A 17941-nucleotide genomic window follows, 5' to 3' on the forward strand; every position below is an offset into this window, starting at 1 on the left:
ACGCCCCGGGACCGGGCCGGGATCAGTGCCGAAAGGTTCGCCTTCTTCCGGACGCCGTTCCTCATTGATGGACTTGCGGATGCCGGTCATGCCCTGGTACCGGAGGGGGTGGGCTGGTAGCGGGCTTCGAGGCCTCCGATGGTGATATCGAGGCCGTCGTCGAGTAGTTGCGCGCCGTCGTAGTCGGCGAGTTCGGCGGCGAGGGAGCGTAATCGGGGAAACTGCTTGCGGGGCAGGCGGTGCAGTCCGAGCCGGAGAATCTGCTCCGACTCTTCGGGGTCCTCGATCAGTTCTTGCAGTTCGTCGAGAATGCATCCTTGAAGAAGTCCGAAGAAGAGCCGGTAGGAGCGCAGCGCGTTTTGCGGGGAGAAGCCGGCTCGGATCAGGAGTTCGAGGAAATCCTCGAGCGGGCGCAGCGTCCCCAGCGGCCGTAAACCGAGCGGGGTGGTGAGTGGGCGTGTCACCAGCAGCGGAACCACTTTGGGGTGGACGAGCGCGAGATTTCGGAAGTTGTGCGCGAGTGAGCGCAGTTCCTGGGCCCAGTCCGCCGCGTCGGGATCGATGACGAGTTCGCGGAGTACCAGTTCGACGACACCGTCGAGGAGGGCGGCCTTGCTGGGGGCGTAGCGGTACAGGGCCATCGCTTCCCGGCCGAGGGCCTGCCCCAGTCTGCGCATCGACAGGGCCTCGACACCCTCGCGGTCGACGATCTCGAGGGCAGTGGCCAGCACCTGCTCGGTGGTCAGGCGGGGCAGACGGCTCCGCGTCCGGGGGCCACCCGGCGTGGACGACTCGGCGGAGTCTGTGCGCGCAACCATCGCTGTCTCCTTGTGTTGGAACGGATCACAGAGTCCGCGTCCGCGCGCCGGAACTCCTGTGCAGCCCTAACCTACACCGTACACTTGCACTGTAGTTACCAATGGGTATAGTTGCGGTGTATGGGTTCGCTCCAGCAGAGGGTCGCGCTCACCGACGTCCACCTCATTCGAGGAGACGTACGCGGTGACCCGAGTGTTGCGAAATGCCGGGCACCCCATTGAAGGAGTCATCTATGACCTCCACCAACCCGAACCACCTCGGCCCGAACACCGGGACCGTAGCGCCCGGCCAGCGCGTGCATCTCGAGCCGCGTCGCAGTACCGAAACGAAGGCCGCCTTCAAGACCACCGAGTTCTTCGTCTACATCGCCGCGGTCATCGCAGTCCTGATCACCTCGTATCTGGTGCAGACCACCGACGGGCACGAGGACTACTTCCGTGCCGACCGCGCCTGGTTCTACATCGTGATCCTGACGATCGCATACATCGTCAGCCGGGGCATTGCCAAGTCCGGCAGCCGCGAGCACTACACCGATACCGACCGGCACACCGGCATCTGACTCCTGTGTCGCGAGGGATCCGGCAGTCCGAATGCCGGACCCTCGCGTCACGCCGTCGTCGACCGAATTCGTGACGGCGCCACCACCGGACAGCCGCGCGGCGACCGACCGTCGGGCATCGGCCGACACTTCTGCGTCCCCGGAACGGTTGATCGGTGCCACCGATAGTTGGGCCAAGTTTTGTCAGACACATTATCCTCCAGTCCTATTGACCAATCCCTGTCACCGCGAACCAGCGTCGGGACCCGTCCTTGCGTCCCGCCCGGGGTACACCTGCCCCTGGTCGAGCTTCCCGGCGTCCGGCGTGTGCTCGACCTCTGCCTGTTCGTCATCTTCGCCGTAGTCCTGACCGAGATGTCGTCGCTGCCTGTTGCCGTGGCCGGCCTACTGACTGCGGTGGGTGTGCGGACCGCGGTGCGGCGCAGCCTTACCGTTCGATAAGAAGGGACCGTCCCATGTGGCTTCTCGTCAGCCGTCTGCTCCGTCGATGGAAAATAATCGTTCTCGCCCTCCCCCTCGCGGCCGCCGTTTTATCTCGACTCGGCCGCCACCTCGAACGCCGCGCCGGCAAACCCACTGCGACATCTCGCGGGCTGCTCGGACTCTCCCGAGTCGCACGCCGACGGACCGGTGCCGATCCCGATACGACGCGGAACACCGACGTCGCATCCGATGACCATGATCTTGCGGCCGGTACGCGCGGCCGTCCCACCTCACACGCCCTCAGGAGCAAATATGATCGATAACACCGCCACCCTGATCACCCAGTTGCGTGTAGTTCTGGACCTGACCCACAACGAGATTCAGGTCGCCGAGACCCGCATCGCCCAGGCCCGCACCGAAGCCGTCCGCCGAGAATTGTCGCAGAACGCCGGCCATGCGCGTCAGCGCGCCGACGCTGTGGAGGAAGCAATCCGTGACCTCGGTGGACTTCCGGATATCGTCCGTCCGTGGTTCGGCCGCGCGACGGCAATGGTCAAGACGATGGCCGAACAAGCACAGCCGTTCGACGAGGCACTGCTGGGTGATCTGGTCCTCGAACATCAACTGCTGGAGCGGGCGCGGTACCTGCGCGCACTGGCGACCGCGTCGATGCAGACCAACATCGTCGATCTGGCCGGACGGTTGATCACCGCGCACACCGCCACGGTCGAATGGTTGACCATGGTGCTGGCCGAGGACGCTCTCGGTGGCCCCGCAGCCCTGCGCCGCACCCCACTGCAGGCCGCGACCGGGACCGCGATCCGGTTGATCAACGTCCCGGCGGCGTGGTCGGCGCGCGGACTCGATCGCGCCATCGACACCGCCCGGGCCACCCCGGACCGGATCGGCGTGCTGCTCAGCCGCGGAGCGCACGCCGGGAACGTGGCCACGAAGACGCTCGCCGCCAGCCGCGACGCGGCACGCGAGTCAGCCGAAGAAGTGACCCGCCGGGAGGGCGCAGCTGGCGTCGCGGACGCAATCCGCAACGCCCGCAACGTCAACGGTTCCCTCGAGGCCGACGAGCTCCCGATCTCCGGTTACGACGAACTCAACGTCTCCGGCGCGGTGGCGGCGGTGAAGGAATTGACGGTGCCTGCCGATATTCGCACCATCATCGCCCACGAAGAGGCGAACAAGAATCGCCACGGCGTGGTATCGGCCGCACAGACCCGGCTCGCCGCCATCGCCCAGGAAGTGGTCGGCATCGGCTGACGGGCATGACATTCGGCGCACGGCGGTTCTCGACAGAGTCTGCGGGTAACCGTGTCCGAGGGCAGTACCGTCGTGCGCCCCGACTTCGACAAGGTGGTCATGAGCAAGGATTCCGATTTTCAGCGCAGGAGTCCCTGCTCTGACCCGGGGAGCGGTCCGGAGTCCGGGCATGCTGCTCGACCGCCGCTTCCGTATCCGCGGGGTGAACACCGCCAACATCAGGAGAGTTTCATGAACGAACAGAACACGTCCGGACAAGCACGTAAGGGTCTGCTCGACTCGGTCAAGGGCAAGGTGAAGGAAGTTGCCGGGGCAGTGACCGGCAACGACTCGCTGGCCACCGAAGGCCAACTCCAACAAGCGCAGGCGCAACAGCGTAAAGAGGCGAACAGTGCCGAGGCCGTCGCCCGGGCGGAAACCGCTCAGGCCGCGGAGGAACTCGAACAGGTCCGTCAGGAGACCGCCGAGGAACGCGCCGCGGTCGGTGCCGAGACCGCGGCCGCCGAAAAGGCTGCCGCATTGCAGCAGCAGGCCCAACACCGGGCCGCCGAGCAGCACCAGCACCAACAAGTCGCCCAGGAGCAGTCCCGGGCAGCGGCCGCCGCCCGCACCGACGAGGCCCGGGCAGAGACCGTCGAACGATTCAAGACCGCAGCCGCCGCAGAGGAAGCCGTCGAGGCCGCCGACGAACACCAACGCGCCGTCCGGGACGCCAACGCTGCACGCGAGGAGGCCGAACGAGTTCGACGCGCGGCCGAGGGCCTGACCGGCGACGCCGGCCTGTCCTGACCAACTACCCACGAGTCAACGGAGATTCCATGAATATCCTCACCGTTCCGGTCGCCGTGATCCGCGTGCAGTACCAGATCGTGCGCTTTCCCCTGCAACTCATCGAAGACCGACTGATGTCCCGGCTGGCAACCGAGTCCCCGGCCCGGTTGATGTACGAACGCACCCTCGGGGTGCTCGACGGAGCCGCCGGCAGCGTTCTGGGCGACCGCGGCATCGAGCGGCGCGGCGACGCGCTCACCGAACGAAGCGACGCACTGATCCGGGCAAAAGAACTCGAGGAAGAGGCAGCCGCCACGCAGGCCGAGGCCGACGCCGAACTGGAAACCAAGCGCAATCAGGCCCGCGACAAGCAGGCGGCAGCCCGCAAGGCGAAACAACAAGAGGTCGAACAGGCCCGCCGACGGGAGGACGAGCGCAAACAAGCCGCCACACGAGACGCCGAGCAACGCAAACAGATCGCGAAGAAGAACGCCGATCAACTCGCCGCCCAACGCACCCAAGCCGCGGAGGCCGAGCACCGCGCCGAACAGACCAAGATCCGGGAGACCGAGAAGAAGGCGGCAGCACCGGCCAAGGCGCAGCTCGAGGACGCCGCGGACAAGCAGAACGAGGCCGCAGACAAACGCGCTCGGGCCGAGCGCGTCGAGAAACTCGCCGAAGCGGAAAAGGACAAGCGCCGCAACGGGACAACGAGCAACGGACAACGCTGAACGAGCAGTCCCGACCACTGCCGAATTGGACGAGCGACCAGTGGCACGCCCGCCCTGATGAGGGTAAAAAACCATAGAGTCTTGATGTGATTTGCCTCACGGCGTCCAGCAGGGTGGCGCCGCCCCCAGTTCGGCCCCTTCCGCCCGCCGGAAGTCGACCTGGGGTCCTCGACTTCGTGTCCACGCTACGTGTGAGTGAGGTTCTGCCCGTGTCGCCATTGACGCCGTTCTACGAGAAGGTGCAGGCGCACTACGACCTGTCGGACGACTTCTTCAGCCTGTTCCTCGATCCGACCCGCACCACAGCTGCGCGTACTTCGAACGCGACGACATGACCCTCGAACAGACGCAAATCGCCAAGGTCGATCTCGCGCTCGGCAAGTGCGACCTGCGGCCGGGCATGACTTTGCTCGACGTCGGCTGTGGGTGGGGATCGACCATGCTGCGGGCGACCGAGCACTACGACGTCAACGTCATCGGACTCACCCCGAGCCGCAACCAGTACCAGCATGTCTCCGAGTTGTTTTCCCGCCTGCCCCGGACCGGGCGCACCATCGAACGCTACGACGACTTCTTCGCCATGTGCCATGACGTCCTGCCCGCCGACGGGCGGAAGCTGTTGCACACCATCGTGGGGTTCGGCCGAAAACTGCGGCAGATGGGCATCGAGATCACCCGCCAAGCCATCCAGTTCACCCGCTTCGTCCTGAAAGAGATCTTCCCCGGCGGGCAACTGCCGCTACCGGATTGGGTGACCGAGCACGCCGTGAAGGCCGGTTTCACCTGCGAGCGGATCCAGGCGTTGCAACCGCACTCCGCGCGCACCCTGGACTGTGGGGCGAAGGCGCTGCGCGCGCACCACGACGAGGCCGTCGAGGTCGCCTCCGAACAGGTGTATCGGCGGTATGTCAGATATCTGACCGGGTCCGCCGATCACTTCCGCAGCGGGCGCATCGACGTCATGCAGTTCACCCTCGTCACATGACGCCTCGTGTGGCGCGAGGTGCAGCGACGGGCGGGATCGGAGATCAGGAGGTTCCCGAATGGAGGAGGACACCGACATCGCGGCCCGGATGGCGCGCCTGGTCGGCCGCCACCACCGAGTGGGGGACTACGAGGTGGGCCGGGAGAAGATCCGGGAATTCGCCCGCGCTGTCCTCGATTCCCATCCCGCGCATCATCGGGAGGACGCGGCCCGCGCACTCGGTTACGCCGGGTTGATCGGCCCCGTGACCTTCGTCAGCATCCTCGGCTCCGTCGCGATCGAGGAACTTTTCGACGTCGTCCTCGTCGGATACAACCTGAGCCAGTTGATGCACACCGATCAGCAGCTGATCCTCCACCGCCCGGTCACGGTCGGCGACCGACTCAACTGCGATGTCTATCTCGAATCGTTCCGGCAGATGGGCGGCACCGACATCATCGTCACCACCAACCTGATCACCGACCAGCACGAGCAACCGGTGGCCACCACGCGCACCACGTTCATCGCCCGCACCGGCGGCGTGATCAACACAGAACTCGCGAAAGCGGTCGCCGACGTGATGATGCACAAGCCACACCGCGGCCCGGTAGCGATAGAACTGGACTCGGCGCCGGGATAATTGACACCACGAACGGCCGGTGACGCCGCGGCAACGGTTGCGCAGCCGGCAGTTCCCGTCCAGCGTGGAAATATTGGTCCGAAGGTCGGGGTCCGGACGGCATTGGCTGATGACCGACATCGTCACCGTCGACGAGGACGGCTACCAGTTGCAGGCGATACGGCATCTTCCGCATCGCCGCGAGGACGTCTGGCGGGTCCTGCACAGTCTGCGACCACGCCCTCGCCACCTGACACCGTCGTGCGCCGACCCGCCCGCATTGCTCGAATACACCGCCCCGGGCAGCATCGACCGTCCATCGGGACTGCTCGTCATCCTCCCGCCGGCACGCCGGCCGGATCCTGATTCCGGATCACCTCGAACGGGACCCGGCCGGGGGTGCTCACCGGCAGGACATGCTCTCGGCGAAGGCTCTGGTCACTGCGTGGCGAGCCATTCGCCGCCCTGGGTACCGGGGGTCGGCCCCGCAGCCCTGAGGACCGGGCGCGCGTGCGGCGGATGGACTACCTGACGGTCACGCTCCCGGTGAAGAAGAACGGCGCCTGGTTGCCGAAGCAGAAGAGGGTGACGTTGGACCCCCTCGCGAACCCACCTAGTGTGCCGACACCGGCAGCGAATGCCCCGCTTTTGAAGCTGAACCCGGAATCGAAGCCGAAACATGTCCAATTCTCTCCGGCCGGCACAGTCACCGTGACCGCGCCGGAACCAGTTGCCCCCACACTCAAAGCCGGCACCGCCTCGGCGGTACCCGCTGCGAAGACCATCGCGGGAGCGATGACCGCCGACGCCGCCGCCGCACGCCATGCGATCTTCTTCTTCATCGTGCTCACCTCATCCGTGGAAGTCCCCGACTCCTGTTCTGTGCAATTCCGGAATTCCCCGAAAACCCGCAGGTAAAACCGACCGGTCGCGACACGAAAACCCACAAGCGACGCGATAGCTGCTACCGGCACCCGGCTCGCCTCGGGTGAAACATCGCCTCCCCGTTCCGACTCCAGGAGCCGTTGTGCGGCACCTCGCCCCGGGTACGCGGCGGCTGCTGATCGAGCAACCCGGACCGTGGGGCCGCGACCGGCTCCGGCAGAGCCGCCTCGACCCGGTCCTCGGCGCCGCGCTCGCGGCCCGGTGCGCCGACGCGGGGGTGCGTCCGGTGCTGATCCGCACCCGGCAGCGCCGCGACCACGGTGTGCCTGCCGTCGGGTATCTATTACGGCCCGGGTCACCGCGGACGCCGCGGAACGCATTGTCGCCGAGCATGATCGCGGGCGGGTGGTGCTGGAGCACTACCCGCGGGCGGTGCGCCGACGACCCCTGCCGCAATTCGCCGAGCACACTGTCCGGGTCGAGCGGTCGTTGCTCGGCCTCGACGACGGCCTGTGTTCACACGGCATTCACCGCCCCGTTTCATTGGCGCGTCCATCCCCAGCTGTGGAAAACCCTGTACATGAATGCGACCAACATGATTCGGACCGAGGGGGATTCGTACCCAGCCTGCCCACAGGTGAGTGAGAAGGGGTGTCAACAGGTACATTTTCACGCACCTGAGCGCGGCGCCGGGTAGAAGGGACTTCGACGTTCATGGCCACAGTGACCTATGACGGTGCCACCTGTCTGTTCCCCGGCTCGGACAAGCCGGCCGTCGACACGCTCGACCTGAAGATCGAGGACGGTGAATTCCTGGTCCTCGTCGGCCCGTCCGGCTGCGGCAAGTCGACGTCGCTGCGGATGCTGGCGGGGCTCGAGGACGTCCACAGCGGGCGGATCCTCATCGGTGACCGCGACGTCACTACGCAGGAACCGAAGGAACGCGACATCGCGATGGTGTTCCAGAATTATGCGCTGTACCCGCACATGTCGGTGGCCGAGAACATGGGTTTCGCGCTGAAGCTCGCGGGCGCCGCGAAGGACGACATCCGCACGCGGGTCGAGGAGACGGCGAAGCTCCTCGACCTCGAGCCGTACCTGGACCGCAAACCCAAGGCGCTGTCCGGCGGTCAGCGGCAGCGCGTCGCGATGGGACGCGCCATCGTCCGGCAGCCGCAGGTGTTCCTGATGGACGAGCCGCTGTCCAACCTCGACGCGAAGCTGCGCGTGCAGACGCGAACCCAGATCGCGCAGCTGCAGCGCCGCCTCGAGACGACCATGGTGTACGTGACGCACGACCAGGTCGAGGCCATGACCATGGGCGACCGCGTGGCGGTGCTGAAGGACGGGGTGCTGCAGCAGTGCGCGTCCCCGCGCGACCTCTACAACAGGCCCGCGAACGTGTTCGTCGCCGGGTTCATGGGGTCGCCGTCGATGAATCTGTTCACGCTGCCGATCACCGCCGACGGCGTCGTGCTCGGCGACGCGACCATCCCGCTGCCCCGGCAACTGCGCTCCGACACCGACGAGCGTCAGGTCGTCGTCGGGATCCGCCCGGAGCACCTGGAACTGTCCACCGCGGGCATCCCGATGGAGGTCGCGGTGGTGGAGGAACTCGGATCCGACGCCTACATCTACGGCCGCAGCACCGTCAACGGTGAGACGCAGCAGTTGGTGGCCCGCGCCGACTGGCGGAACCCGCCCCGCAAGGGTGACCTGGTGAAACTGCACGTCGACCCGTCCCAGGTGCACCTTTTCTCGGCGTCCGAGGGGTTCCGGCTGAGCTGACCCCGCGGTGGTCGGAACGGTTCCTGACCGATTCAGGTCGGGGGTAATGCACGCCTTCGACGGTGTTCCGTGCCACAGTATGTTCCGACACCGCGCCGGTGCCGCGAACTCTGTCGTGCCGCCGGTATCGGGTTCATCCACATCTACCTACGGGGAGACTCCATGGTTCAGATTTCGAGAGCGGTTCGGCGCGCCGCGGTGTTTGCCACCGCTGCCTCGCTGGTCACGCTCACCGCTTGCTCGAGCGACAGCGGCAGCGACTCCACGTCGGAGAACCTCGACGGCCGCGGACCCATCACGTACGTCGAGGGCAAGGACACCACCGAGACCGGTGTCGTCCGCCAGATCATCGACGCGTGGAACGCCGAGCACCCGGACGAGCAGGTCACGTTCAAGGAGCAGTCGAACGACGCCGATCAGGCGCACGACGACCTGGTCCAGCACCTGCAGGCCAAGCAGTCCGACTACGACGTCGTCGCACTCGACGTCCCCTGGACCGCGGAGTTCGCGGCCAAGGGCTGGCTGCAGCCGCTGTCCGGCGAGTTCGCGGTCGACAACACCGGAATCCTCCCCGCCACGGTGGACAGCGCCACCTACAACGGCACCCAGTACGCGGCGCCGAAGAACACCAACGGCGGCCTGCTGTACTACCGCAGCGACCTGCTGCCCGCCGCACCGAAGACGTGGGCCGAGCTGTCCGCGGCGTGTGAGGTCGCGAAGACCAACAACATCGACTGCTACGCCGGTCAGTTCGCACCGTACGAGGGCCTGACGGTGAACACCGCCGAGGTCATCAACGCGTACGGCGGTTCGTTCGTCGGTGAGGACGGCAAGACCCCGACCGTCGACAGCCCCGAGGCCCGCGCCGGCCTGCAGGTGCTGGTCGACAACTTCAAGAACGGCGACATCCCGGCCCAGGACACCACGTTCAAGGAGCCGGAGAGCCAGAAGGCGTTCGAGGACGGCAAGGCGCTGTTCCTGCGGAACTGGCCCTACGTGTATGGCACCGCCGACAAGGACTCGTCCGCGGTCAAGGGCAAGTACGCGGTGGCCCCGCTGCCCGGCAAGGACGGCATCGGCGCGTCGACGCTCGGCGGCTACAACGCGGCCATCAGCGCGTACTCCGAGAACAAGGCCACGGCCCGCGACTTCCTGGCGTTCCTGCAGGGTGAGCAGGCGCAGCGGATCATCGCGATGGGTTCCCTGCCGCCGGTTCGCGCCGCGCTGTACGACGACCCGGAGATCATCGCCGCCTACCCGTTCATGCCGACGCTGAAGGTGTCCATCGAGAACGCCGTCCCGCGTCCCGTCACGCCGTTCTACCCCGCTGTGTCGAAGGCCGTGCAGGACAACGCCTACGCTGCCATCAAGGGTGAGAAGTCGGTGGACCAGGCGATCACGGACATGCAGTCCGGTATCCAGTCCGCAGGCTCGTAACAGCACAGGAGTGAACATGGCCGTTCCGACTGGGACCACCAGTGGGGCGCCGGCCCGCACCGCGGCCGGGGATTCCAACCCCGGCCGCGGTTCGCGTGAGGCGAGCGAGAACAGGCGCTTCGGGATGAGCAGTCGCCGCGCGTGGCTGTTCGTCGTGCCGACGCTGGCCGTGCTGGCCGTCGTCATCGGCTACCCGGTGGTCCGGGCAGTGGTGATGTCGTTCCAGAAGGACGCGGGCCTCGACCCGGCGACGGGCATGTTCGTCGAGGGCGGCTGGGCCGGATTGACCAACTACACGCACTGGATCCTGCAGCAGTGCACCTCCCCGAGCGGCGTGGTCATGGCGTGCCCGCCCGGCACGCTCGGCTCCCAGTTCTGGTCGGCCGTCGGCAACACCGCGTTCTTCACCGTCGTCACCGTGACGCTCGAGGTGGCGATCGGCCTGTGGATGGCGATCATCATGGGCAAGACGTTCAAGGGCCGGGCCCTGCTGCGCGCGGCGGTCCTGATCCCGTGGGCCATCCCGACCGCGGTCACCGCCAAACTCTGGTACTTCATCTTCGCGTACGACGGCATCGCCAACCGGATCCTCGGCACGGAGATCCTGTGGACGTCGGACGCCTGGCCCGCCCGATTCGCCGTGATCATCTCCGACGTCTGGAAGACCACCCCGTTCATGGCCCTGCTGATCCTCGCCGGCCTGCAGATGATCCCGCAGGACGTGTACGAGGCGGCCCGCGTCGACGGCGCCTCCGCCTGGCAGCGGTTCCGGCAGATCACGCTCCCTCTGGTGAAGCCGGCGCTGATGGTCGCGATCCTGTTCCGCACCATGGACGCCCTCCGCATGTACGACCTGCCCGCCATCCTGACCGGTGGCAACCCGGCCACCACGACCGTGTCGATCCTCGTGGTCGACCAGGTGCGGCAGGGGTTCAACAGCGCGTCCGCGCTCTCCACCATCACGTTCCTCCTCATCTTCGCGGTGGCGTTCGTCCTCGTGAAGTTCCTCGGCGCCAACGCCGTCGAGACGCAGGAAGCCCAGCGAAAGGGGCCGAAGCCGTGACCCATCGCGCCCCGGAGCTCGAACTTCCCGCCGAACCCGCCCGCCGGAACCGTCCGAAGCGGTTCGCGTTCAAGAACTCCCGCATCTACGTCGGTGTCGCGATCATCCTCGTCTGGGGTCTCGCCCCGTTCTACTGGATGATGGTGACGGCGTTCCGCGACCCCGACTACACGTTCGACACGACCCCGTGGCCCACGCACGTCACGCTCGAGAATTTCCAGAACGCACTGTCGACGAGCAGCGGCAACAACTTCACCCGGGCTGTCGTCAACAGCATGATCATCGGCGGAATCACCACCGTCATCGCGCTCGCCGTCGGAATCTTCACCGCCTACGCGCTGGCCCGGATCGAGTTCCGGTTCAAGTACGTGGTGGTCGGCATCGTGCTCGGGGCGTCGATGTTCCCCGTCGTCGCGCTCGTCACCCCGCTGTTCCAGCTGTTCACGAACATCGGCTGGATCGGCACCTACCAGGCGATGATCATCCCGAACATCTCCTTCGTCCTGCCGCTCACCATCTACACGCTGACGTCGTTCTTCAAGGAACTCCCGTGGGAACTCGAGGAGGCGGCACGGATCGACGGAGCGAGCCGCGGCCAGGCGTTCCGTCTGGTGATGTTGCCGCTCGCGGCGCCGGCCCTGTTCACCACCGCCATCCTCGCGTTCATCGCGACCGTCAACGAGTACCTGCTCGCGAGTCAGCTCTCCAGCGACGCCACCGAACCCGTCACCGTCGCCATCGCCCGGTTCTCCGGCAACGACCCGCACGTCGTGCCGTACGCGGCGATCATGGCGGCCGGCACGATCGTCACCATTCCGCTGGTGATCATGGTCCTGCTGTTCCAGCGCCGCATCGTCTCGGGCCTGACGGCCGGCGGCGTGAAGAGCTGACGGTCGGGAAGCGAGGGGAAAGGTGTCGGTCATGCATCCGGTGGCGAAGCGGCAGCGGCTCGAGGTTCTGATCGGGATCCTCGGGTTCTTCACGGTGATGGCGTTGGTGGCCGCCGTCGTCGAGGTCTTCCGCGGCGACCCCGGCGTCACCCCCGCGCTGGTGTTGCTCGGGTGCCTGGTGCTGTCGGGGCTGGCGATCACAGCCCGGAATCGGGTGCGCTGAAACAGTACGGTCGGTATGAATATTTGCTGAGCGATAGCGCGGCGCGCGTCATGCTCGCGGTCATTCACATAACATACGTACGGGTGGGTGCGACGATCCTCCGTGACCGGATAACTGACCGGGAGTGTGTAAGTGAGTTCTGGCAACAACGCGGCGGGTTCCCCTGCCTCCGATCCGGGGGGCACCCCGCCCGCTGACGACGGTACGGCTGACCCGACCCCGGCACCGGACGGCAAGAAGAAGCGCACCCGGTGGCGCACGGTCCGCCGGGTGAGCCTGGCGGTGATCGCATTGCTGCTGGTCGTCCCGCTTGTCACGTTCCTGGTCAGTTACGTCCGCGCCGAGGTCCCGCGCCCGTCGGACATGAAGACCAACCAGGTGGCCACCGTCTTCGCCGCCGACGGCACCACCGAGCTGACCAAGGTGATCCCGCCGGAGGGCAACCGCACCGAGATCGCGCTCGACGCTATTCCCCAGCACGTCCGCGACGCCGTCCTGTCGGCGGAAGACCGCAACTTCTACTCCAACCCCGGCTTCTCCGTCACCGGGTTCATGCGCGCCGCCCGCGACAACGTCCTCGGCAAGGAAAGCGCCGGCGGCGGGTCGACGATCACGCAGCAGTACGTCAAGAACGTGCTGGTCGGCGCGGATCGCAACGTGTACCGCAAGATGCGCGAACTGGTGATTTCCACCAAGATGGCCCGCGAATGGTCCAAGGACGAGATCCTCGCCGCCTATCTCAACACCATCTATTTCGGTCGCGGCGCCTACGGCATCGAGGCGGCGTCGCGCGCGTACTTCGACAAGCCGGTCGGCGACCTCACCGTGGCGGAGGGCGCCGTGCTCGCGTCCGTGATCCAGAGCCCGTCGTACCTCGACCCCGAGGCGAACCTCGACCAGTTGCAGGCGCGGTGGAACTACGTGCTCGACGGCATGGTGTCGATGGGTGTGCTGAGTCAGCAGGACCGCACGGCCGCGGAGTTCCCGGTAACCGCGCCGTCCAACCGGCCCACCGACGCGAACTCGGCCCCCGGCCCCGACGGACTGATCCGCAACCAGGTTTTGCGCGAGTTGTCGGATGCGGGGATCTCCGAGCAGACCCTCAACACCGAGGGGCTGCAGATCACCACCACGATCGATCCGCGGGCGCAGCAGTCCGCGATCGACGCCGTCCACGACACTCTCGAGGGTGAGGACCCGGCGCTGCGCACCGCCGTCGTGTCCATCGACCCCCGCACCGGCGCGGTGCGCGCCTATTACGGCGGCGAGGACGGCGCCGGATTCGACTACGCGCAGGCGCCGCTGCAGACGGGATCGTCGTTCAAGGTGTTCGGCCTCGCCGCGGCGCTGGAGCAGGGCATCCCCCTGTCGGCCCGGTTCAGCAGTGCCCCGCTGACAGTCGGCAATGTCCAGATCGGCAACGTCGAGGGCGAGTCCTGCGGGACGTGCACCATCGCGGAGGCCACCAAGCGGTCGCTGAACACGAGTTTCTACCGGTTGATGATGTCGATGGACAACGGTCCGCAAGCCATCGCCGACGCCGCGCACCGGGCAGGGATCCCCGAGCTCATTGCCGGGGTGCAGGGCAAGACGCTCAGCGAGAACGGCGGTGAACCGGAGGGCGGCATCGTCCTCGGCCAGTACCTGTCGCGGCCGATCGACATGGCGTCCGCGTACGCGACGCTCGCGGCATCGGGCATCTATCACCAGCCGTACTTCGTGCAGCGCGTCGTGACCGCCGACGGCGTCGTGCTCCTCGACCGCGCGCCCAGCCCGGGCGAGCAGCGGCTCGATGCGGCGGTCGCCGACAACATCAGTCAGGCCCTGATGCCCATCGCGTCCTACTCGCGCGGGCACGCGCTGGCGGGGGGACGGCCGTCGGCGGCGAAGACCGGCACGGCGCAGCTCGGGGACACCGGCGAGAACAAGGACGCGTGGATGGTCGGGTACACGCCGTCGCTGTCCACGGCGGTGTGGATCGGGAAGTCCGACGCCACCGCGATCAACAACAGCTGGGGCGGCCTGATCTACGGTTCGGGTCTGCCGTCCGACATCTGGAAGGGCACGATGGACGGCGCCCTCGAAGACACCGACTGGGAAGACTTCCCGTGGCCCGATCCGATCGGCGGCCAAGCCGGTGTGCCGACGTGGAGCGGGCAGACCAGCGGCGATGGAACCGGAACCGGAACCAGTGGGGTGCTCCCGCCGCCCGGTGCGCCCACCCCCGCACCCGTCGAGGTACTACCCGCGACCGTGCCGGCTCCGATCGCCCCACCAGTGCCCGCACCCGTCCCGGCGCCGACCCAGATCGAGATCCTGCCGGGCGTCGTCATCCCGCTGCCGGGTTAGCCGAGGTTCTGGAACCCACCTCGCGGCGGAGTCCTGTTCGGCAGCACCACAACCCGCAGCGCGGCGCGCAGGCTCTCCTTCGTCTTGGCCCAAGCCCTCGATTCGTCCTCGCACATGTCGGCCTCTCCCGGTTCCGCTTCGCGGGCGAGTTCCGCGTTGTGACGCCACTCGATCTCCTGCTCGGAGCAGAGGCGGAGAAATTCGAGGATGGTGTCGCGGTCGCGTCCGCAGATTTCCGCGACGTCGTCGGCGTCGAGTCCGCTCTCGGAGTCCAGGTGGATCAATGTGACCAGGGCGGCAGGAAACTCGTCCTCGCATTCGTGCTCGGCGTACGCAGAGGGGGTGTCGGCCATGGAATTGAGTTTGCCGCCGAGCTTTTCAGCGAACGCGTCGTCGACGCTATCCACGAAATGCTCGAACATCCGGAACACCGAAACCAGATGATCGGCGATGAACGGTGCACCGTCGACGCGCATGACGGCGACCACGTTGTCGACAATGAGCAGGAACTTGATGTCGGGCCACTGGCGGTTGAGGTCGGCGAGCGCCTCCGCTGCGCGGGTTCGGTCGCTGATCGTGTGGACCACCCGGGCGAACACCTCCACGCGGGCATCCTCCTCGATTACCCGCACGTAGGTGGGGAGTTCGCCCACCCACACGAGGATGTCGCCGTCCGCATCCCGGCCCGGCGCCTGCTCGAGCATGGATTCGACCGCCGCATCGACACGATCGCGCAACCCGGCGCCCTCGCGCAACGGGTCGGGGACTTCCGTACTGTCGAACACCGGGGTTTCGCTGCGGCCCCCGGTGATCGCCTTCAGGAACGACGGATGCAGGAGATCCCAGATCTCCCGGAACACGGTGACCGTCATCGACGCCACCCGCTCGGCGTCCTCCCGATCGACGTCGAGATAGTACGACGCGGAACCGTTCCCCTCGGCGACCCGCTCGCACAGGTCGGGGCCGTTCCAGCCGAGTTCGATCAGCCGATCGCGTTCCTCCTCGGTGAGCGCCCGCGCCGGATGCAGGAAGCGGTTGGACGGCACCTCGCACCGCACCGTGTCGCCCGCCCAGGCGAAGAACCGCACGCACGCGGCCGTCTCGACGAGACCGTCGTCGACGCTGTCGTACTGCGACTGCAGCACCAGTTCGTCGTCGTCCTCCATCGCGTGCACGTACCGGGTCAGACGGTCCTGGAGTTCGGTCCAGGCGTCGTCGATCTCTCGATCGAAAGTGTTGTCGGACATCACGCCTCCCTCGATGAATCCTGGGTGTCACCGTAGAGGGAGGGTCTGACAAGAAGTCGAACACAAAGGCGAATGCACCTTTCGTCGCCGTGAAGACGTCGAAAGGTGCATTCGCCCTACTACTGCTGCTGCGTGGATTACTCCGCGTCGATGATGAACGCCTCGAGCTCGGTGCGAGCCTTGTCGTCCGCCATCTGGACCGGCGGGGACTTCATCAGGTACGCGGACGCCGGGTAAACCGGTCCACCGATGCCGCGGTCCTTGGCGATCTTGGCCGCGCGGACGGCGTCGATGATGATGCCGGCCGAGTTCGGGGAGTCCCAGACCTCGAGCTTGTACTCCAGGTTCAGCGGCACGTCACCGAACGCGCGACCCTCGAGGCGGACGTACGCCCACTTGCGGTCGTCGAGCCAGCCGACGTGATCCGACGGGCCGATGTGCACGTTGCCCGGACCGAGGTCGCGGGTCAGGTTCGACGTCACGGCCTGCGTCTTCGAGATCTTCTTCGACTCCAGGCGGTCGCGCTCGAGCATGTTCTTGAAGTCCATGTTGCCGCCGACGTTGAGCTGCATCGTGCGGTCGAGCTGCACGCCGCGGTCTTCGAACAGCTTCGCCATCACGCGGTGGGTGATGGTGGCGCCGACCTGCGACTTGATGTCGTCGCCGACGATCGGGACGCCGGCGTCCTTGAACTTCGCAGCCCACTCCGGGTCGGAAGCGATGAACACGGGCAGGGCGTTGACGAACGCGACACCCGCGTCGATGGCGCACTGGGCGTAGAACTTGTCGGCGTCCTCGGAACCCACGGGCAGGTACGAGACCAGCACGTCGACCTTGGCGTCCTTCAGAGCCTTGACGACGTCGACAGGCTCGGCCTCGGAGATCTCGATGGTCTCGGCGTAGTACTTGCCGATGCCGTCGAGGGTGGGGCCGCGCAGCACCGGAACGTCGGCGGGCGGGACGTCGGCGATCTTGATGGTGTTGTTCTCGCTGGCGAAGATGGCCTCGGACAGGTCGAATCCGACCTTCTTGGCGTCGACGTCGAACGCGGCGACGAACTGGACGTCGCGCACGTGGTACTTGCCGAACTTGACGTGCATGAGGCCGGGAACGGTCGCCGTCTCGTCGGCGTCCTTGTAGTACTGCACGCCCTGAACCAAGGACGAGGCACAGTTCCCCACGCCCACAATGGCTACGCGCACCGCGGTGCTGTTCTCACCCATGGTCGGGTTCTCCTTCTTTCTTAGGTGTTGCTGTCGATTGCTCGGCGGCGATCAGCTCGTTGAGCCAGCGCACTTCGCGCTCACTGGATTCGAGACCGAGCTGGTGGAGCTGCTTGGTGTAGCGATCCAGCGTCCCGCTTGCTCTGCCGATCGCGTCTCGAAGCCCCTCCCGGCGCTCCTCGACCTGACGTCGTCTGCCCTCGAGAATCCGCATCCGCGCCTCTGCGGGTGTGCGGCTGAAGAAGGCGAGATGGACGCCGAATCCATCGTCGGTGTAGTTCTGCGGACCCGTATCGGCGACCAGTTCGGTGAACCGCTCCTTGCCGATCGGGGTGAGCTGGTAGACGCGGCGGGCACGACGCTTGACGGTCCCCGGAGGGCCTGCGTCCTCGGCGATCAAACCGTCTGCCTGCATGCGTCGGAGCGTCGGGTAGAGGGAACCGTAGGAAAAGGCGCGAAAAGCACCCAGCAGTCCCGTCAACCGTTTGCGCAACTCGTATCCGTGCATGGGTGACTCGTGAAGCAGCCCGAGAATTGCCAATTCGAGCACGTTCACCCCCTGAGTCGCCCGACCTAACCGTGTGATGCGATTCGAAACTATATCGCACCGATATATAGGACGATACGCCCGCTCGATACATGGGACAACCCGTCACAGGTGGTTGATGCCGGTCGGGC

16 protein-coding genes and 1 pseudogene are annotated in these 17941 nt (G+C 66.5%); 12 read left to right on the forward strand and 5 right to left on the reverse strand.

Features of this window, described 5'->3' with window-relative positions:
- Nucleotides 1-86: 86 nt before the first annotated feature.
- Nucleotides 87-818 carry a TetR/AcrR family transcriptional regulator C-terminal domain-containing protein gene (locus H0B43_RS19310; RefSeq protein ID WP_185726466.1) on the reverse strand — a complete coding sequence of 244 codons (732 nt, stop codon included), beginning with the start codon at nt 816-818 and terminating at the stop codon, nt 87-89.
- 233 nt (nt 819-1051) lie between these two features.
- Here H0B43_RS19310 and H0B43_RS19315 point away from each other — a divergent pair, with 233 nt between their 5' ends.
- From H0B43_RS19315 to hadA, 6 genes and pseudogenes are all read left to right on the forward strand, one after another.
- On the forward strand, nt 1052-1378 hold the full coding sequence (locus H0B43_RS19315) for a hypothetical protein (protein WP_185726465.1): 327 nt from the start codon (nt 1052-1054) through the stop codon (nt 1376-1378).
- A gap of 735 nt (nt 1379-2113) precedes the next feature.
- A complete protein-coding gene (locus H0B43_RS19320) occupies nt 2114-3073 on the forward strand; it encodes a ferritin-like domain-containing protein (protein ID WP_185726464.1) in 960 nt (319 codons plus the stop codon).
- 231 nt (nt 3074-3304) lie between these two features.
- Nucleotides 3305-3862: a CsbD family protein gene (locus H0B43_RS19325; RefSeq protein ID WP_185726463.1), complete on the forward strand. Its 558-nt coding sequence runs from the start codon at nt 3305-3307 to the stop codon at nt 3860-3862.
- Nucleotides 3863-3891: 29 nt separating this feature from the next.
- Nucleotides 3892-4575: an IF2 family translation initiation factor gene (locus H0B43_RS19330; RefSeq protein WP_185726462.1), complete on the forward strand. Its 684-nt coding sequence runs from the start codon at nt 3892-3894 to the stop codon at nt 4573-4575.
- Nucleotides 4576-4778: 203 nt separating this feature from the next.
- Nucleotides 4779-5560 (forward strand): annotated as a pseudogene (locus tag H0B43_RS19335) (class I SAM-dependent methyltransferase).
- 58 nt (nt 5561-5618) lie between these two features.
- The gene (gene hadA / locus H0B43_RS19340; RefSeq protein WP_185726461.1) at nt 5619-6179 is read left to right on the forward strand and encodes a (3R)-hydroxyacyl-ACP dehydratase subunit HadA; all 561 of its coding nucleotides are present in this window, start codon (nt 5619-5621) and stop codon (nt 6177-6179) included.
- A 503-nt stretch (nt 6180-6682) separates the two neighbouring features.
- On the opposite strand, the gene H0B43_RS19345 is transcribed toward hadA, so the two are convergent.
- Nucleotides 6683-7000, reverse strand: coding sequence for a hypothetical protein (locus H0B43_RS19345; RefSeq protein ID WP_185726460.1), 318 nt, complete (start codon nt 6998-7000; stop codon nt 6683-6685).
- 757 nt (nt 7001-7757) lie between these two features.
- Here H0B43_RS19345 and H0B43_RS19350 point away from each other — a divergent pair.
- The 6 genes from H0B43_RS19350 to H0B43_RS19375 all read left to right on the forward strand — a co-directional run bounded on the left by H0B43_RS19350 (nt 7758) and on the right by H0B43_RS19375 (nt 14793).
- Complete coding sequence (locus tag H0B43_RS19350; RefSeq protein ID WP_185726459.1) at nt 7758-8831, forward strand: ABC transporter ATP-binding protein; 1074 nt, start codon at nt 7758-7760, stop codon at nt 8829-8831.
- Nucleotides 8832-8993: 162 nt separating this feature from the next.
- On the forward strand, nt 8994-10268 hold the full coding sequence (locus H0B43_RS19355) for an ABC transporter substrate-binding protein (protein WP_185726458.1): 1275 nt from the start codon (nt 8994-8996) through the stop codon (nt 10266-10268).
- 16 nt (nt 10269-10284) lie between these two features.
- Nucleotides 10285-11331 carry a carbohydrate ABC transporter permease gene (locus H0B43_RS19360; RefSeq protein ID WP_185726457.1) on the forward strand — a complete coding sequence of 349 codons (1047 nt, stop codon included), beginning with the start codon at nt 10285-10287 and terminating at the stop codon, nt 11329-11331.
- Entirely contained in the window at nt 11328-12221 is an 894-nt protein-coding gene (locus H0B43_RS19365) for a carbohydrate ABC transporter permease (RefSeq protein ID WP_185726456.1), read from the forward strand. The genes H0B43_RS19360 and H0B43_RS19365 overlap by 4 nt, the downstream gene beginning before the upstream one ends.
- A 31-nt stretch (nt 12222-12252) precedes the next feature.
- Nucleotides 12253-12444: a hypothetical protein gene (locus H0B43_RS19370; protein ID WP_185726455.1), complete on the forward strand. Its 192-nt coding sequence runs from the start codon at nt 12253-12255 to the stop codon at nt 12442-12444.
- A 132-nt stretch (nt 12445-12576) separates the two neighbouring features.
- Nucleotides 12577-14793, forward strand: coding sequence for a transglycosylase domain-containing protein (locus H0B43_RS19375; protein WP_185726454.1), 2217 nt, complete (start codon nt 12577-12579; stop codon nt 14791-14793).
- Here H0B43_RS19375 and H0B43_RS19380 read toward each other — a convergent pair.
- The 3 genes from H0B43_RS19380 to H0B43_RS19390 form a co-directional block, all read right to left on the reverse strand.
- Nucleotides 14790-16040: a T3SS (YopN, CesT) and YbjN peptide-binding chaperone 1 gene (locus H0B43_RS19380; protein ID WP_185726453.1), complete on the reverse strand. Its 1251-nt coding sequence runs from the start codon at nt 16038-16040 to the stop codon at nt 14790-14792. The genes H0B43_RS19375 and H0B43_RS19380 overlap by 4 nt on opposite strands.
- A gap of 137 nt (nt 16041-16177) precedes the next feature.
- On the reverse strand, nt 16178-17263 hold the full coding sequence (locus H0B43_RS19385; protein ID WP_144288878.1) for an inositol-3-phosphate synthase: 1086 nt from the start codon (nt 17261-17263) through the stop codon (nt 16178-16180).
- Entirely contained in the window at nt 17256-17813 is a 558-nt protein-coding gene (locus H0B43_RS19390; protein ID WP_141470616.1) for a PadR family transcriptional regulator, read from the reverse strand. The genes H0B43_RS19385 and H0B43_RS19390 overlap by 8 nt, the downstream gene beginning before the upstream one ends.
- Between the last annotated feature and the right edge of the window lie 128 nt (nt 17814-17941).

The organism is Rhodococcus sp. 4CII (genome assembly GCF_014256275.1).
GTDB lineage: Bacteria > Actinomycetota > Actinomycetes > Mycobacteriales > Mycobacteriaceae > Rhodococcus_F > Rhodococcus_F wratislaviensis_A.

Coding starts and splice junctions, on each gene's coding strand:
- H0B43_RS19310 (WP_185726466.1), bottom strand. CDS start 818: ATGGTTGCGCGCACAGACTCCGCCGAGTCGTCCACGCCGGGTGGCCCC.
- H0B43_RS19315 (WP_185726465.1), top strand. CDS start 1,052: ATGACCTCCACCAACCCGAACCACCTCGGCCCGAACACCGGGACCGTA.
- H0B43_RS19320 (WP_185726464.1), top strand. CDS start 2,114: ATGATCGATAACACCGCCACCCTGATCACCCAGTTGCGTGTAGTTCTG.
- H0B43_RS19325 (WP_185726463.1), top strand. CDS start 3,305: ATGAACGAACAGAACACGTCCGGACAAGCACGTAAGGGTCTGCTCGAC.
- H0B43_RS19330 (WP_185726462.1), top strand. CDS start 3,892: ATGAATATCCTCACCGTTCCGGTCGCCGTGATCCGCGTGCAGTACCAG.
- hadA (WP_185726461.1), top strand. CDS start 5,619: ATGGAGGAGGACACCGACATCGCGGCCCGGATGGCGCGCCTGGTCGGC.
- H0B43_RS19345 (WP_185726460.1), bottom strand. CDS start 7,000: ATGAAGAAGAAGATCGCATGGCGTGCGGCGGCGGCGTCGGCGGTCATC.
- H0B43_RS19350 (WP_185726459.1), top strand. CDS start 7,758: ATGGCCACAGTGACCTATGACGGTGCCACCTGTCTGTTCCCCGGCTCG.
- H0B43_RS19355 (WP_185726458.1), top strand. CDS start 8,994: ATGGTTCAGATTTCGAGAGCGGTTCGGCGCGCCGCGGTGTTTGCCACC.
- H0B43_RS19360 (WP_185726457.1), top strand. CDS start 10,285: ATGGCCGTTCCGACTGGGACCACCAGTGGGGCGCCGGCCCGCACCGCG.
- H0B43_RS19370 (WP_185726455.1), top strand. CDS start 12,253: ATGCATCCGGTGGCGAAGCGGCAGCGGCTCGAGGTTCTGATCGGGATC.
- H0B43_RS19380 (WP_185726453.1), bottom strand. CDS start 16,040: ATGTCCGACAACACTTTCGATCGAGAGATCGACGACGCCTGGACCGAA.
- H0B43_RS19385 (WP_144288878.1), bottom strand. CDS start 17,263: ATGGGTGAGAACAGCACCGCGGTGCGCGTAGCCATTGTGGGCGTGGGG.